General features: G+C 73.3%; 3 protein-coding genes (1 of these 3 only partly in view). All 3 read left to right on the forward strand.

Going from position 1 to position 18066, the window contains the following annotated elements:
- Tightly spaced (each overlapping or abutting the next), the 3 genes in view from OHS58_RS05970 to OHS58_RS05980 form a layout consistent with a single transcriptional unit that may run on beyond the window.
- Positions 1 to 14624 carry the 3' portion of an SDR family NAD(P)-dependent oxidoreductase gene (locus OHS58_RS05970; RefSeq protein WP_328647429.1) on the forward strand. 7996 nt of this gene lie to the left of the window's left edge, so the window shows 14624 of its 22620 coding nt (coding positions 7997–22620); its start codon lies beyond the left edge, outside the window; the stop codon is at positions 14622 to 14624.
- The gene (gene fabD / locus OHS58_RS05975) at positions 14621 to 16834 is read left to right on the forward strand and encodes an ACP S-malonyltransferase (protein ID WP_328647430.1); all 2214 of its coding nucleotides are present in this window, start codon (positions 14621 to 14623) and stop codon (positions 16832 to 16834) included. Before OHS58_RS05970 ends, fabD begins: the two co-directional genes overlap by 4 nt.
- Positions 16831 to 18042 (forward strand): cytochrome P450, encoded by a 1212-nt coding sequence (locus OHS58_RS05980; RefSeq protein WP_247051091.1) that lies wholly within the window; start codon positions 16831 to 16833, stop codon positions 18040 to 18042. Before fabD ends, OHS58_RS05980 begins: the two co-directional genes overlap by 4 nt.
- The last annotated feature ends 24 nt before the right edge of the window (positions 18043 to 18066 follow it).

Raw genomic sequence — 18066 nt, forward strand, 5'->3', positions numbered from 1 at the left:
CGGATCCCGCGGCGCGGCTGCGGATCCTGGAGATCGGCGCGGGTACCGGCGGCACGAGCGCGGTCCTGTTCCGGCGGCTGGCGCCGTGGCGGGACAACATCGAAACGTATTGCTACACCGACCTTTCCAAGGCGTTCCTGCTGCACGCGCGCCGGGCTTACGGCGACATCGCGCCTTACCTGGACCCGCGGATCGTCGACATCGAGAAGCCCTTGGACGAGGGGTTCGGCGGCTTCGACGTCGCGGTCGCGACGAACGTGCTGCACGCGACGCGCAACATCCGCGCCACGCTGACCAACACGAAGGCCGCCTTGCGCGCGAACGGCGTCCTGCTGCTGAACGAGCTGAGCGACAACGTGTTCTTCAGCCACCTCACGTTCGGCCTGCTGGACGGCTGGTGGCGCTACGACGACCCGGCGCTGCGCATCTCCGGCTCGCCCGGCCTGACCCCGCGCGACTGGGTGCGAGCCCTGGCGGAGACGGGCTTCCGGCCGGCGTTCATCGCCGCGGAAGGTGCCGACGACCTGGGCCAGCAGGTGTTCGTGGCCGAGAGCGACGGCCTGGTGCGGCAGCCGGTCCGGGCCGGTGGGCCTGCCTTCTCGCAGGTCGCCGACGAACCCGTCCCGGTCGCCGTCACGCCTGCTCCCGCTCCCGCTCCTGTCACGGCGAGCCCGGATCGGGAGAGCGACCTGCTGGAGCGGGCGCGTGACCACTTCCGTGCGCTCGTCGCGGACGTGCTGCAACTGCCGGTCGCTTCGGTGCGCGCCGACGTGACGTTCGACCGGTACGGCATCGACTCGATCCTCGTGGTCCAGCTGACCGAAGCGGTGCGCAAGGACCTCGACAACGTCGGCAGCACGCTGTTCTTCGAGGTCCGCACGATCGACGGGCTCGCTCGCCACTTCGCCGAGACCCAGCCGGACGCGCTCGCCGCGCTGGTCGGCTTCGCCGCGGCGAAGGAGCCCGAGGTGCCGGAAGCCGCCGTCACGCGGGTCGTGGAATCCGCGCCCGCTCCGGTCGTCGAATCCGTGCCCCCGGCCCGTGCGGACGAAGAGATCCCCATCGCCATCATCGGGATGGCCGGGCGCTACCCGGGCGCACGGGACCTCACCGAGTTCTGGGCCAACCTGCTCGCCGGCACCGACTCCGTCACCGAGATCCCCGGCGACCGCTGGGACCACGACCGCTACTACGACTCGCGCCGCGGCGCCCCCGGCAAGACCTACGCCAAGTGGGGTGGCTTCCTCGACGGCGTCGACGAGTTCGACCCCCTGTTCTTCGGCATCTCGCCGGGCGCCGCGTCCACAATGGACCCTCAGGAACGGCTGTTCCTCGAGTCCGCCTACGAAACGCTGCAGGACGCCGGGCACACGCGTGACTCGCTGCGGGCCGCCGCTCGGGCGCGTGTCGGCGAAGACGCCGGTGACGTCGGGGTGTTCGCCGGGGCGATGTACACCGAGTACCAGCTCTACGGCGCCGAACAAGCGGTGCGCGGGGAACCGGTCGTGGTGCCGGGGAGTCTCGCGTCGATCGCGAACCGCGTCTCGTACTTCTTCGACGCGAGCGGCCCGAGCATCGCCGTCGACACCATGTGCGCGTCCGCGCTGTCCGCGATCCACCTCGCCTGCGCCGCGCTGCGGCGCGGGGAGTGCGGTGCGGCGCTGGCCGGCGGCGTCAACCTGTCGCTGCACCCGAGCAAGTACCTGATGATCGGGCAGACCCAGTTCGCCGCGAGCGACGGCCGGTGCCGCAGCTTCGGCGAAGGCGGCGACGGCTATGTGCCCGGCGAGGGCGTCGGCACCGTGCTGCTGCGCCCGCTCGCCGACGCGGAGGCCGACGGCGACCGCGTCCTCGGCGTCATCCGGGGAAGTGCCGTCAACCACGGCGGCCACACCCACGGCTTCACCGTGCCGAACCCGCGGGCGCAGGGCGCGGTGATCCGGCAGGTCTACCGGAAGTCCGGGGTGGACCCGCGGCGCGTCGGCTACGTCGAGGCGCACGGCACCGGCACCCCGCTCGGCGACCCGATCGAGATCGCCGGCCTGACGTCGGCGTTCGGCGAGTTCACCGACGCCCGGCAGTTCTGCGCGCTCGGCTCGGTCAAGTCGAACATCGGCCACCTGGAAGCGGCGGCCGGGATCGCCGGGCTGAGCAAGGTGCTGCTGCAGATGCGGCACGGCACGTTCGCGCCGTCGCTGCACGCCGGGCAGGTCAACCCGGAGATCGACTTCGGCGCCACGCCGTTCGTGCTGCAGCGCGACGCCGCGCCGTGGCCCCGCGACGGCGGTGTGCCGCGTGCCGGGGTGGTCTCGGCGTTCGGCGCCGGCGGCGCCAACGCCCACCTGCTCGTGGAGGAGTACATCGTGCCCGAACGCGCGCAAGAACCGGCCGCGGCGCAGGCCGTGGTGCTGTCGGCGCTGGACGAGGACCGGCTGCGCGAGTCCGCGGCCCGCCTGCGCGACGACCTGAGCACGCGGACCGACGCCGACCTGGCCGGCATCGCCTACACCCTCCAGGTCGGCCGCGAGCCGATGCCGGCCCGCTTCGCCACGGTGGCCGGCTCGACCGAGGCCCTGGCGGCCGCACTGGACGCCTACGTCCGCGGTGCGGACCTGCCCCCGGACACGTTCGCGGGCACCGGGCTGTCGGGCACGCTGGCGGCACTGGCCGCGGACGACGACTTCCAGGAGACCCTGGTCCGCTGGGGCGCGCGCGGCAAGCTGGCCCCGCTCGCCGAGGCCTGGGCAAGCGGCGTCGAGGTGGACTGGTCCCGCCTGCACTCCGACGGCCCGCGCCCGCGCCGGGTGGGCTTGCCGGCGTACCCGTTCGCCCGGGAGCGGTACTGGTACACGGATGTGGTGCCGGGGAGCCAGAAGCGCGCCGGCGCCGCGCCCGGTAGCTCGACGACGGTTGCGGCATCGGCCGGGCCCGCGAGTTCCGCGAAGCAGACTGAGCCCGGTGCCCCCGCGGCGGTTGCGACCCAAGCCGCGTTTCCCTCGCCTGTCGCAGCTGAGGTGCCGGTTCTGCCTGCGGCCACGGCGCCGGCAAGGCCGACCGCGCCTGCGGTGACCTCGGTTCCCGCGGTGCGCGAAGCTACCGCACCCGTGCCTGCCGCTCCGGCACCGCCCGCCACGGCGCAGGTCTCCGGTGCCGCCGCGGGTGCCGACCTTCCCGCCGGGGACCTCACCGTCTGCCCGGTCTGGGAGCCGCACCGGCCCGACGAGGTCTCCTCCGGTGGCGCCGTGCTCGCGCTCGGGCTGTCCGCCGCCGACGTCGAGGCGATCCGGGCCGCCGGGACCGAAGTGGTCACCGAGGACGACGGCGTGATCGGCCGGGTCGTCGTGGAGGTCTCGACCCGAACCCGCACCACCGCGGCCGAGCGCGTCGAAGAACACCGTACGGCGACCCGGCAGCTGTTCCGCGTCCTCAACCAGCTGCAGGCCCGCCACGGCGACCGTGACTTCGAGCTGACCCTCGTCACCCGCGACGCCTTCACCCGGGACCCGGTCCAGGCCGGCCTGCACGGGCTCGTCGGCGGGCTCGCCAAGGAGCAGCCGCGGTGGCGCGTCAGGGCCGTCGACCTCGCGGCGGACGAGCCGTTCCCGGCGGCGGAGGTGTTCGGGCTGCCCGCCGACCGCCGCGCCCATCCCTTCCGGCGCACCGGTGGCCAGTGGCTGCGTCGCCGGCTCGTGCCGGTCGAGCAGGCCGCCACGACCGCCGCGTTCCGCCGCGGCGGGGTGTACGTCCTCACCGGTGGCGCCGGGGACCTCGGCGTCGTGCTCAGCGAGTACCTGGCCCGCACCTACGACGCCCGGCTCGTCTGGGTCGGCCGCCGTCCCGAGGACGACGGGATCCGCGCTCGGCGCCAGGGGAGCAACGCGGAGTACCTGCGGGCCGACGTCGCCGATCCGGCCGAGCTGCGGGACGTCCGTGCCGAAGTCCTCCGTCGCCACGGCCGGATCGACGGCGTCGTCCACCTGGCCATGACGTTCAGCCACACCCCGCTGGCGCAGCTGAGCGAGCCGGCTCTCGAAGCGACGCTCAAGTCCAAAGTGGACCCGTGCGTGCACTTCGCCGACGTCTTCGCCGGGGACGACCTCGACTTCGTGCTGCTGGTGTCGTCGCTGGTCAGCTTCATCCGCAACGCCGAGCAGGCGCACTACGCCGCGGCCTGCGCCTACGTGGACGCGGCCGCCGACGGCCTCCGCGACGCCCTCGGCTGCCGCGTGAAGACCGTCAACTGGGGCTACTGGGGCAACGTCACCGACGACCTCCTCGACGGCATGGCGGCCCTCGGCCTCGCCCCGATCGAGCCCGCCGCCGCGATGGCCGCCGTCGAGGGGCTGCTCGCCGGGCCGCTCGACCAGATCGGGTTCCTGCGGCTCGGCCGGCCGCTGCCGGTCGAAGGGGTGCTCACCGGCGAGACCGCCGTGGTGCGGCTCCCGGCGGCAGCGACACCGGCCGAACCGGTCACGCCGGAGCTGCCCGCCGCGCTCGCCACCTACCAGGCCGGCCCGGTGCCCGCCGAGCTCGACGCCGCCCTGGCCCGCTGGGTCGCCGCCGAACTGCGGGAGGCCGGGCTCACCGGCGCCGGCGAGCGGTTCGCCGCCTGGCTGCCGCCGATGCTGCGGGTGCTCACCGGCCACGGCCTGATCGACGCCGGCCAGTGGATCCCGGGACCGGACGCCGCGACCTGCCGTGCCGGGTGGCAGCGCGACGCGGAACGCTGGGCCGCGGCCAACCCCGACCTGCGCACGCCCCTCGACCTGCTCGGCCGGACCGTCCCCGCCCTGCCCGCCGTGCTGCGCGGTGACGTCCTCGCCACCGACGTCCTCTTCCCCAACGGCTCCTTCGCGCTGGTCGAGGGCGTCTACCGGGACAACCGCGTCGCCGATCACTTCAACGCCGTGCTGGCCGAACACGTCGCCGGCTTCCTGCGGGCGCGCCTCGCCGCCGAGCCCGGTGCGCGGCTGCGCGTCCTCGAGGTCGGCGCGGGCACCGGCGGCACCACGCGGGTGGTCCTCGACCGGCTCACCCGCGCCGGGCTGCCGCTCGCCGAGTACTGCTTCACCGACGTCTCGCGCGCCTTCCTGCACCGCGCCGAAGACGCCTTCGACCACGACTTCCTGACCTACCAGGTCTTCGACGTCGCCGAGCCGCCGCACGGGCAGGGCCTCGACACCGGCGCGTTCGACGTCGTCATCGCGGCCAACGTCCTGCACACCACCGCCGACGTCCGCGCGACGCTGCGCAGCGTGAAGGCCCTGCTGCGCGGCAACGGGCTGCTGGCGCTCAACGAGATCAGCGGGTTCTACCTCGTCAACCACTTGACGTTCGGCCTGCTCGACGGCTGGTGGACGCACACCGACGCCGAGCTGCGCGTGCCCGGCAGCCCGGCGTTGTCCCCGGCCGGCTGGGCCGCGGTGCTGGCGCAGGAGGGCTTCACCGGCGTCACGAACCCGGCGTCCGACGCCGAGCCGCTCGGGCAGCAGATCGTCGTCGCCCACAGCGACGGCGTCGCCCGCGGGCCGCGCGTGGTCGAGGCACCTGCGCCGACGGAAGAACCGGCGCCCGTAGGGGAAACCACGTCGATCGCCGCCGTGGTCCTCGAGAAGCTCGCCGACGCGCTGCGGATGGCCGAGAGCGCGATCGACCCGGCCCGGGCGTTCGCCGACTACGGCCTCGACTCGATCGTCGGCGCGGGGTTCGTCCAGCAGCTCAACGAGTCCCTCGGCCTCGACCTGCTCACCACGGTGATCTTCGACCACCGCAGCGTCGAACTGCTCGCCGCGCACATCGCCGAAACCCACCAGCCGACCGTGCCCGCCGCGGCACCGGCACCGGAAGCGCCGGAGACAGACCCGATCGCCATCGTCGGCATCAGCGGCCGGTTCGCGCAGTCACCCGACCTCGACGCGCTCTGGCAGCACCTCGCCGACGGCGACGACCTGGTCGGCCCGATCGAGCGCTGGGACGTCTCCGGTCCCGAGTGGACGGACGTCGCCTGCCGGGAAGGCAGCTTCCTCGACGGCATCGACGAGTTCGACGCCCGCTTCTTCAAGATGTCCGGGCGTGAGGCCGCCTACACCGATCCCCAGCAGCGGCTGTTCCTCGAAGAGGCGTGGACGGCTCTGGAGAACGCCGGGTACGTCGGCACCGCGCTCGACGACAAGCGCGCGGGCGTCTACGTCGGCTGCACCGGCGGCGACTACACCGCCTGGTTCGACGAGCGGCCGCCCGCACAGGCGGCCTGGGGCAACGCGCCCTCGATCGTGCCCGCCCGGGTCGCCTACCACCTGAACCTGCGCGGGCCCGCGATCGCCGTCGACACGGCCTGCTCCAGCTCGATGGTCGCGATCCACCTCGCGTGCCAGGGGCTGTGGAGCGGCGAGACGGACCTCGCCGTCGCCGGCGGTGTCGCCGTGCAGACCACACCGAAGACCTACCTGACGGCCGGCCGCGCGGGGATGCTGTCCCCGACGGGCCGCTGCCACACCTTCGACGCGGCCGCCGACGGGTTCGTCCCCGGTGAGGGCGTCGGCGTCGTCGTGCTCCGGCGGCTCTCCGACGCGCTCGCCGACGGCGACCACGTCCACGCCGTCATCCGCGGCTCCGGCATCAACCAGGACGGCGCGACCAACGGGATCACCGCCCCCAGCGCGACGTCGCAGGAACGGCTCATCCGCGAGGTCCACGAGCGCTTCGGCGTTGACCCGGCCGAGATCGGCCTGGTCGAGGCACACGGCACCGGCACCAAACTGGGTGACCCGATCGAGACCGCGGCGCTGGTCCGCGCGTTCGGCACCGCCGAAGGTTCGCGTGGCTGCGCCCTCGGCACGGTGAAGACGAACATCGGCCACACCATGTCCGCGGCGGGCGTCGCGGGACTGCTCAAGATCGTCCTCGCCATGCGGCACCGGACGCTCCCGCCGTCGCTGCACCACGCCGAGACCAACCCGGCGATCCGCCTCGGCGGCAGCCCGTTCCACGTCACCACCGAGCTGACGCCGTGGGAGCCGAACGGCCGGGGCAAGCTGGTCGCCGCGACGAGTTCGTTCGGCTTCAGCGGCACCAACGCGCACCTCGTCGTCGAAGAGCCGCCCGCGATCGCGCCGCGCGACGACGACGGCCGCGAGCGGCTGTTCCTGCTGTCCGCGCCCCGCCCCGAAGCGCTTCGGCAACTGGTCGAAGACCTGGCCGGGCACCTGACCGCGCACCCGGACGCGGTGCTCGCCGACGTCGGCTACACCCTCGCGCACGGCCGGGCCCACTTCGCCCAGCGCGTCGCCTTCGCGGCTTCCGATCGTGAGACTTTGCTGCGGCAGCTGGAGAACTGGCTGGCCGACGGGACCGTCCCCGCGGCCACCGAACTGGAGCAGGTCCGGGTGCGGTGGAGCGAAGGCGGGAAGCTCGACGCCGAGTTCACGGGCCGCCGGACGCCGTTGCCGACCTACCCGTTCCAGCGCCGCGCGGCCTGGGCCGGCGGGGTGACCCCGGAGAGCGCCTTGCCCGCCGGACCGAAGGCCCACGAGCCGATCGCCGTCGTCGGGCTGGCGGCGCGGTTCGCCGACAGCCCGGATGCCGAAAGCCTGTGGGCCCACCTCGCCGCCGGCGACGACCTGGTCGGCGACGTCGCCCGCTGGGACCTCGCCGGGAAGCTGGGCCCGAAGGCCGGGCGCCAGTACGGCAGCTTCCTCGACGACCCGGCCCGGTTCGACGCGCTGTTCTTCAGCGTCTCCGGCACCGAGGCGGTGCACACCGACCCGCAGCAGCGCGTCTTCCTCGAAGAGTGCTGGCACGCCCTGGAAGACGCCGGGTACGCGGGGGAACGGCTCACCGACCGCGCGTGCGGCGTCTACGTCGGCGCCTACCCGGGCGACTACCACCAGCTGATCGGCGGCGAGAAGCCCCCGCAGACCATGTGGGGCAACATGGCCTCGGTCATCGCGTCGCGGATCTCCTACCTGCTCGACCTGTCCGGGCCCGCGATCGCCGTCGACTCGGCGTGCTCCAGCTCGCTCGTCGCCATCCACCTGGCGTGCGACAGCCTGCGGCTCGGCACGGTGTCGATGGCCCTGGCCGGCGGCGTGTTCGTTCAGGCGACGCCGCGGCTCTACGAGTACTCGTCCACCGCGAAGATGCTGTCGCCGACCGGGCGGTGCCGCACCTTCGACGCGGCCGCCGACGGCATGGTGCCCGGCGAGGGCGCCGGGGTCCTGGTGCTCAAGCGGCTGTCCGACGCGGTCCGCGACGGCGACCACGTCTACGGCGTCATCAGCGCCTCCGGCGTCAACCAGGACGGCGCCACCAACGGCATCACCGCGCCGAGCGCCCAGGCGCAGGAGGACCTGGTCCGCCAGGTCCACCGCGACGCGGGCGTGCGCCCGGGCGGCGTCCAGCTGATCGAGGCCCACGGCACCGGCACCCCGCTCGGCGACCCGATCGAGTTCGGCGCCCTCGCCGAGGCGTTCACCGGCGCGCCCGCGGGTGGGTGCGCGCTCGGGTCGATCAAGACGAACGTCGGGCACACGCAGTTCACCGCGGGCGTCGCCGGCACGATCAAGGCACTGCTCGCGCTGCACCACCGGCAGGTGCCGCCGTCACTGCACTTCGACCGGGCCAACCCGGCGATTCCCCTGGCGGACAGCGCCTTCTACGTGCCGACCGCGGTGCGCGAGTGGCCGTCGCCGGAGTCCGGGCCGCGCCGTGCGGGCGTGAGCTCGTTCGGCGCCAGCGGGACCAACGCGCACCTCGTCGTCGAGGAGGCGTCGGGGGCCGACGTGACGCACACGGCGCGGGACGAATGGCTGGTCGTGCTGTCCGCTCAGGACGAGACGGCGTTGCGCAGTCACGTCGAGCGCGTGCTCGCCCACGCCGAATCGCACGACGTCGACCTCGGCGACGCCGCTTACACCCTCGCCGTCGGCCGCCGTCCGGAGAACCTGCGGTGGGCCTGCGTCGCGCCGGACCGGGCCGCGTGGCTCGACGCCATGCGGGCCTGGCTGCGCGACGGCCGGGCGGACTCGGTCGTCACCGGTTCGGTGCCCGACGAGCTGCCCGAAATGTCCTCAGTGGACGGTCTGACGCCGACCGAGGTGGCCGCGCGGTATGTACGGGGCGAGATCCCGTCGCTGGGCGGGTTGTTCGGTGACGGGTTCCGGGTGGTGCCGCTGCCCGGCTACCCGTTCGGCGGGGAGCGGTACTGGATCGGCGCGCCGCCGGCCACGACTGTCCACAAGGGATCCGAAGGCTACGTCGTCGAGCTGACCGGGCGTGAGTTCTTCCTGGACCACCACCGGGTGTCCGGGACGCCGGTGCTGCCGGGCGTCGCGTACCTGGAGCTGGCGCGGGCCGCCGCGGAGGCCGAAGGGTTCGGCCGGACCGGGGTGACGGTGCGCAACGTCGTCTGGACGCGCCCGGCGCGGATCACGGGTCCGACGACCGCCGTGGTCGCGCTGGACGAGCAGGACGGCGGTCTCGCCTACCGGATCACGACGACCACCGGTGGCGAGACGCAGACGCACGGCCAGGGGCGCGTCGAGCCGACCGTCGCGGCGCCGCCGCCGAAGGTGGACATCGCCGCGCTGCGGGCGAAGTGCACGCGCCGCACGCTCGACCGCGCCGCCTGCTACGCCCTGTACGAGGGCACGGAGATGGGCCTCGGCCCGGCGATGCGCGGCATCGAGCAGCTGGAGATCGGCGACGGCCTGATCGTCGCCCGCCTCCGCCGTCCCGCCGCGGCCGGCGACGGCTTCACCGTCCACCCGGCGATGCTCGACTCCGCGTTGCAGTCGACGCTCGGCCTCGCCCTGGCGGAGGGCGCGGACGAGGTGTCGGCCGCGCTGCCGTTCGCGCTGACGGAGGTTCGCGTGCACGCCGCGACGCCGATGGCGGGCTGGGCGGTGATCCGCCCGTCGGCCAACGACCGCCCGGGCACCGTCCGGCGGCTGGACATCGACCTGTGCGACGAGACGGGCGAGGTCTGCGTACGGCTGCTCGGCTTCACGTTCCGCGAGCTGCCCGCGCCGGAGAAGCAGGAGCCCGCACCCGTCGATGACCAGGTGACCCCGGCCGGACCCACCGCCGAGACGGGCGAGCTGGTGCTGGCCCGCCCCACCTGGCACCCGGCCGCGCCCGTCGCCGGCGCGCCGCGGTTCGTCCGGCACGAGGTGCTGCTCGCCGGGCTCGGCCCGGTCGACCTCACCGACCTCGACGCCACCTGCACCGTCCTGCCCGGCGGCCCCGACCTCGCCACCGCCTTCACCCGGCGGGCCGAGCAGCTGCTCACGCACCTCCAGGACGCCGTCGTCGCGAGCCGGGAGGGACGGGTGCTGCTGCAGGTCGTCGTGCCGGCGGGGTCGCCCGATCTCGCACTGGCCGGGCTGCTGCGGACCGCCCGCTACGAGCACCCGAAGCTGGTCACCCAGCTCGTGGTCGCCGGGCCGACGGGGCTCGCCGACCGCCTGCGCCGGGAAGCCCGGGCCGACGACGTCGTCATCCGCGAGGTGGCCGGACGTCGTGAGGTCCCGCAGTGGACACCGCTCGCCGACGCCCCCGCGGTGCGGCCCTGGCGCGACGGCGGCGTCTACCTGATCACGGGCGGCGCCGGTGGGCTCGGGCGAGTGTTCGCCCAGGAGATCGCCGCCGGTGTGGCCGACCCCACGATCGTCCTTTGTGGACGCTCGGCGCACGGGCCCGGGAACTACCGGCAGCTGGACGTCACGGACCGGGCCGCCGTTGAGCGGTGTGTCCAGGACGTCGTCGCCGAACACGGACGCCTCGACGGTGTCCTGCACAGCGCCGGCGTGCTGCGGGACGGCTACCTCGTCAAGAAGGACGTCGCCGACCTGCGGGCCGTCCTCGCCGCGAAGGTCGCGGGGTTCGTCAACCTCGACGAGGCCACCGCCGGGCTGGACCTCGACTTCTTCATCGGCTTCTCGTCACTGTCGGCGTCGGGGAACCCGGGCCAGGCCGACTACGCCGCGGCCAACGCCTTCCTCGACGAATACGCGGCTCTTCGCGAGAAGCGCGTCGCCGCGGGGGAGCGGCACGGGCGGACGCTCAGCGTCGGCTGGCCGCTGTGGGCCGACGGCGGGATGCGCGTCGACGCCGCGACCGAGCGGTCCATGCGGGACACCGTCGGCATCCTGCCGATGCCCGCCGCGGCCGGCGTCGAAGCCCTGCACCGGGCCTACGGCAGCGGCGAACCCCACGTCCTCGTGACGTACGGCGACCGGGCGCGGATCGGGGAAACCCTGCTGCGCCCCGAAACGGAGGTGACCACCATGCCCGACAGCCTGGTGACGCTGCTGGCCGACCGCGTGTCGCGCCTGCTCGACGTCCCCGCCGACGAGATCGAGGGCGGGGTCGACCTGAGCGAGTACGGCTTCGACTCGATCTCCCTCGTCGACTACGTCGGTCTGCTCAACGACGAGTTCGGCCTGACCCTCGTCCCGACGCTGCTCATCGAGTACCCGACCCTCGACGGCCTGGCCGGGTATCTGACGGAGAACCACGGCGACGTCTTCGGCGCGACCCCGGCGCCGGAACCGGCGCCCGAACCTGCGCCCGAACCGGAGCCCGTGCCCGCGCCGGAAGAGCGGCCGGACCTGCTCGCCGAGCTGACGGAACTGACGGCGAACGTCCTGCGCCTGCCGGTGGGACGGATCGAGGGCGGCCGCGAGCTGAGCAAGTACGGCGTCGACTCCCTGTCGCTCACCGAGCTGATCTCGGAGATCAACGCGCGGTACGGCCTGGCGCTCGACCCGACGCTGCTGTTCGAGTACCCGACGCTCAACGGCCTGGTCGGCTACCTCCGGGAGCATCACGCGGACCGGGTCGCGCCCAAGCCCGAACCGATGTCCGAGCCGGTCGTCGAGGCACCCGCAGCCCCGAAGACCGAGCCGCGGGAAGGCCCCGAACCGATCGCCGTGATCGGCATGAGCGGCCGGTTTCCGAAGGCCGGCGACATCGCCGAGTTCTGGCGCAACCTCGCCGAGGGCCGGGACTGCATCGGCGAAATCCCCGCCGACCGCTGGGACTGGCGGGAGTGCTTCGGCGACCCGATCACCGAACCCAACACCAGCAACGTCAAGTTCGGCGGGTTCATGGACGGCGTCGGCGACTTCGACCCGCTGTTCTTCGACATCTCGCCGCGCGAGGCCGAGCTGATGGACCCGCAGCAGCGGCTGATGCTGCTCTACGCCTGGAAGGCCCTCGAAGACGCCGGGTACGCGGCCGAATCCGTCGAAGGCAGTGACATGGCCATCGTCGTCGGCACCGCCAGCACCGGTTACCCGACGATGGTCGCGAAGTACTCGCCGGTCGTCGAACCGTACGACGCCACCGGCGCCGCGCCCTGCCTCGGGCCGAACCGGATGAGCTACTTCCTCGGCGTCCACGGCCCGAGCGAGCCCGTCGACACCGCCTGCTCCAGCGCGCTCATCGCCACCCACCGCGCGGTCGGCGCGCTGCAGGACGGCACGTCCGACATGGCCATCGTCGGCGGCGTCAACACGGTCCTCAGCAAGGACCTGCACATCAGCATGAGCAAGGCCGGCATGCTCGCCGAGGACGGCCGGAGCAAGACGTTCTCCGCCGACGCCAACGGGTACGCCCGCGGCGAGGGCGTCGGGATGCTGGTCCTGAAGCGGCTTTCGGCGGCCGAGCGGGACGGTGACCACGTCTACGGCCTGATCCGCGGCACCGCCGAAAACCACGGCGGCCGCGCGAACTCGCTGACCGCGCCGAACCCGAAGGCGCAGGCCGCGGTCATCCGCACGGCCCACCGCAAGGCCGGCGTCGACCCGCGCACCGTCGGCTACATCGAGGCGCACGGCACCGGCACGAAGCTCGGCGACCCCGTCGAGATCAACGGCCTCAAGGAGGCCTTCCGCGACCTGTACGACGGCGCGGACGTCGCGGGCGCGCACTGCGGCATCGGCTCGGTGAAGACCAACATCGGGCACCTCGAGGTCGCCGCCGGTGTCGCGGGCATGATCAAGGTGCTGCTGCAGATGAAGCACCGGACCCTGGTGCGGAGCCTGCACTGCGACACGGTCAACCCGTACGTCAAGCTCGACGGGACGCCGTTCTACCTGGTCCGCGAGCAGCAGCCGTGGCCGGCGCCGGTCGACGACGCCGGGGCCGAGCTGCCGCGACGCGCCGGGGTCAGCTCCTTCGCCTTCGGCGGTGCCAACGCGCACATCGTGCTCGAGGAGTACGTCCCGGCGCCCGTGGACCAGACGCCCGCGGAGCCGCTGCCGATCGTGCTGTCGGCGACCCACCCCGAGGTGTTGCGCACCCTGGCCGAGAACTGGGTCAAGGCGTTGAGGGACGGCACCTACACCGACGCCGACCTCACCTCGATCGCCTACACCTCCCAGATCGGGCGCACGCCGCACGCCGAGCGGCTCGGCTGCGTCGCGGCCACCGTCGAGGACCTCGCGATCGGGCTGGAGTCCTGGCTGCGCGGCGAGCCGGACGGCTCGATCGTCACCGGCCGCGTCACCCGCGACGGCGTCCCCGCGACGCCCGAGGGCACCGACGCGACGGCCGCGATCAGGGCCTGGGTGCGCGGCGCCGACGTCGACTGGAGCCGGTGGCACCCGGACACGCCGCGGCGGATCCCGCTGCCGACCTACCCGTTCCGGCTGAAGCGCTACTGGCTCGACACGAGCACCCCGGTGGGGGCGGGCACCCCGAAGCTGCACCCGCTCGTGCACACCAACACCTCGGACCTGACCGGCCCGCGCTACACCACCCGCCTGACCGGTCGTGAGTTCTTCCTCGCCGACCACAAGGTCCGCAGTGTCCCGGTGCTGCCGGGCGCGGCCTACCTGGAGATGGCCCGGGCCGCGGCGGACCTGGCGGGCGGTGACCGGCCGGTCGTCAGCGCGACCTGGGACCGGCCGCTGCCGGTCGAGCGCGCCACGGACGTCCACATCGGACTGTCGGCCGACGGCGGTGCCCTGTCCTACCGCGTCTTCACCACCGGCCCGGACGGCGAGCCCGTCGTCCACGGCCACGGGGAGCTGACCGCGGCGGACGGCGAAACGCCGGAGCGGCACGACATCCCGGCGCTGCTCGAAGAAACCGGCGGCCGGGTGCTCGACGCGGAAGAGTGCTACGCGCGGTTCGAGCGGCTCGACCTCGGGTACGGTCCCGCGCTGCGGACGATCGAGCGGCTGCACAGCGGCTCGCGGCTCGCGGTGGCGCGGCTCCGGCTGCCCGCCGAGGCCGGCGCGGAGACGTTCGTGCTGCACCCGAGCCTGCTCGACGCGGCGTTCCAGGCCACCCTGGGCCTGTTCGCCGCCGACGGCGCCGAAGCCGTACCCGCCACGCTGCCGCGGTCGGTCGACGCGGTCCGCGTGCTGCGGCCGCTGCCCGCCTCGGCGTGGGCGGTCGTCCGGTTCAGCGAGGGCGGGGCGGTGCCCGGCGAATACGTCCTCGACGTCGACCTGTGCGACGACGACGGCGAGATCTGCGCCCGCCTGCGCGGGTTCCGCGTCCGGTCCCTCGATCCCGAGCCGGTCGATCCCGGCGACGAGTTCCTGGCCCAGCTGATCGAGGCGGCCGGTGACGGCGCGATCAGCCTGGCCGACTTCGAACGGAGCCTGACGTGAAAGCGGTGATCTTCCCCGGCCAGGGCGCCCAGGTGAAGGGCATGGGCCGCGAGCTGTTCGACGCCTACCCGGAGCAGGCCGACCAGGCCTCGGACCTGCTCGGCTACTCGATCCGCGAGCTGTGCCTCGACGATCCCCGGCGCGAGCTGAACCGCACGGAGTTCACCCAGCCCGCGCTGTTCGTGGTCGGCGCGCTGGCCCACCGGCAGTGGCGCGAGCAGCATCCCGAAGTGCCCGCGTTCTACGCCGGGCACAGCCTCGGCGAGTACTGCGCGCTGCACGCCGCCGGCGCGTTCGACTTCGCGACGGGCCTGCGGCTCGTCCGGCGCCGGGGCGAGCTGATGGCCCGGGCCGAGGGCGGCGGCATGATCGCCGTCACCGGCCTCGACCGCGACCAGGTCACGGCGCTGGTGCGCGAAGGCGAGTTCTGCACCCTGTCGGTGGCGAACGACAACTCGCCCCAGCAGTGCGTCGTCTCGGGGGACGCCGAGTCGATCGACGAGCTGGGCGCGTTCCTTCAGGACCGGGGCGTCCGCTGGGTCCGGCTGCGCGTGTCCGGCGGCTTCCACTCCGCGCTGATGCGGCCGGCCCAGCAGGAGTTCCGACGCTTCCTCGACGCCTTCGACCTCGGCACGCCGGACGTGCCGGTGATCGCCAACGCCACGGCGCGGCCCTACTCGGCCGGCACCACCGCCGGGGTGCTCACCGACCAGATCGTGCAGCCGGTGCGCTGGACCGAAACCGTGCGGCACCTGCTCGACGCGGGCGTCACGGACTTCGTCGAGCTGGGCGGCACGGTGCTGACCAAGCTCGTCGAGCAGACGCGGGCCGCGTCCCGGGCGCCGGTGCTCCGGCCCCAGGACCTCGGCAGCGCCGCTTTCCGTGAGCGACACGGCCTTCGCTTCGCCTACGTCGCCGGCGGGATGTACCGCGGGATCGCGTCACCGGAACTGGTCATCCGGCTGGGCCGCGCGGGGATGCTCGGCTTCCTCGGCACCGGCGGCAGTGAGCCGGCCGAGATCGAGCGTGGGATCAAGGAGATCCAGGCCGCCCTGGCCGAGGACCAGCCCTACGGCGTCAACTTCATCGCGAACCACGACGATCCCGCCGCCGAGGAGGGCGTGGTCGACGTCCTGCTGCGGCACGGCGTCCGGCTGGTCGAGGCGTCGGCGTTCATCCAGATGACGCCCGCGCTCGTGCGTTACCGCGTCACGGGCCTGCGCCGCGGGCCCGGCGGCGAGCCGGTGTGCGAGCACCGCGTGCTGGCGAAGGTGTCCCGTCCCGAGGTCGCGGCCGCTTTCTTGGCGCCGCCGCCGGCCGCGGTCCTGGACCGGCTTCGCAAGGACGGCGTGATCACCGCCGAGCAGGCCGAGCTGGCCCGGCGCGTACCGATGAGCCACGACGTCACCGTCGAGGCCGACTCCGGCGGGCACACCGACGGCGGCATCCCGACGGTGCTGCTGCCCTCGCTGCTCGAACTGCGCCGCCGCGCGCAGGCCGAGCACGGCTACGCCGAGCCGGTCTGCATGGGCCTGGCCGGCGGGATCGGCACGCCCGCCGCCGTCGCGGCCGCGTTCGTGCTCGGCGCCGACTACGTCCTCACCGGCTCGGTCAACCAGTGCACCGCCGAGGCCGCGACCAGCGACGTCGTCAAGGACATGCTGCAGGACATCGACGTGCAGGACACCGACTACGCGCCGGCCGGTGACATGTTCGAGCTCGGCAGCCGGGTCCAGGTGCTGCGCAAGGGCGTGTTCTTCCCGTCGCGGGGCAACAAGCTCCACGCGCTCTACAGCCACCACGACGGCATCGACGACCTGCCCGCGAAGACCCGGGCGCAGCTGGAGCGCACCTACTTCCGCAAGCCCCTGGACGACGTCTGGGCCGACGTCGTGGCGCACCTGCGCGCGAGCGGCCGCGCGGAGCTGGTGGAGCGCGCCGAAAAGCAGCCGAAGCAGAAGATGGCGCTGATCTTCCGGCGCTACTTCGGTTACAGCGCGCGGATCGCGCTGGAAGGCAGCCGCGAAGACAAGGTCAACTACCAGGTCCACACCGGACCGGCCCTGGGTTCCTTCAACCAGTGGGTGAAGGGCACCCCGCACGAGTCCTGGCGGAACCGGCACGTCGACGAGATCGGCCTGCTGCTGCTGGACGGCGCCGCCCAGCACCTCGCGGCGTTCTCACGAGTAGCGAAAGGACAGACGACATGATCACGGAGTTCGACACCTGGGGCGTCCACGAACAGCAGTTCTGGCTGCGCGGCACCACCGCGGACCAGCCGGTCGCCTTCGACGCCGAAAGCGGCATGTGGAACGTCTACGGCCACGCCGAGGCGTCGAAGGTGCTGAGCAACCCGAAGCTGTTCTCCTCCAACATGATGCGGCTGATGGCCGCAGAGATCGGCGCCGACATCGAGGAGGCGTCGGCCGGGGAGCTGCTCTACCTCGACCCGCCGCGCCACACCCGGCTGCGCCGGCTCGTCAACCACGCCTTCACCCCCAAGGTCCTCGCCGACCTCGAACCGCGGATCGCCGGCCTGACCCACGACCTGCTCGACGAGGCGAAGGTGACCGACCGGCTGGAGCTGGTCAGCGCGCTGGCCTACCCGCTGCCGGTCATCGTGATCGCCGAGCTGCTCGGCATCCCGGCGAGCGACCGTGACCTGTTCCGCCGCTGGGCCGAGTCGCTGATCCCGTCGACGTCCACCGAGGACGTCTCGATCGTCGGCCGGTTCGAGGGCCAGGAAGAGGTCACCGAGACGACCCTGCAGCAGCGCAAGGAGTTCGGCGAGTACCTGGCCGAGCACATCGAGGACCGCCGCAAGCACCCGCGCGAGGACCTGCTCAGCGGGCTGGTGCACGCCGAGGTCGAGGGGGAGCAGCTCAGCGACAAGGAGATCGCGACGCTGGCCGACGTCCTGCTGCTGGCCGGGCACGTGACCACGACGATGCTGCTCGGCAACACGATCCTCTGCCTGGACGCGCACCCGGACGAGTTCGCCCGCGTCCGCGCGGACCGCTCGCGCCTGCCCGACGTGATGGAGGAGTCGCTGCGCTACCTCCCGCCGTTCGCCGTGACGTCCCGGGCGACCACGGCCGAGGCCGAGGTCGGCGGCGTGACGATCCCGGCCGACCAGCTCGTGATGGTCTGGCTCGGCGCCGCCAACCGCGACCCGCTGGTCTTCGACGACCCCACGGAGTTCCGCCCGGGCCGCGACCCCAACCCGCACCTGACGTTCTCGCGGGGCATCCACTACTGCATCGGAGCCGGCCTGGCCCGGCTCGAGGGCCGGATCGCGCTGGACATCCTGTTCGACCGGTTCCCGAAGATCACCACGATCCCCGACGAGCCGCCGCGGTTCATCCGCAGCTCGCAGATGCTCAACGCCTTCACGCTGCCCCTCGCCGTCTCGTCGTGACCGGCGATTTGTCCGGATTACCGC

The organism is Amycolatopsis sp. NBC_00348, assembly GCF_036114655.1.
Taxonomy (GTDB): Bacteria; Actinomycetota; Actinomycetes; order Mycobacteriales; family Pseudonocardiaceae; genus Amycolatopsis.

Coding starts and splice junctions, on each gene's coding strand:
- OHS58_RS05980 (WP_247051091.1), top strand. CDS start 16,831: ATGATCACGGAGTTCGACACCTGGGGCGTCCACGAACAGCAGTTCTGG.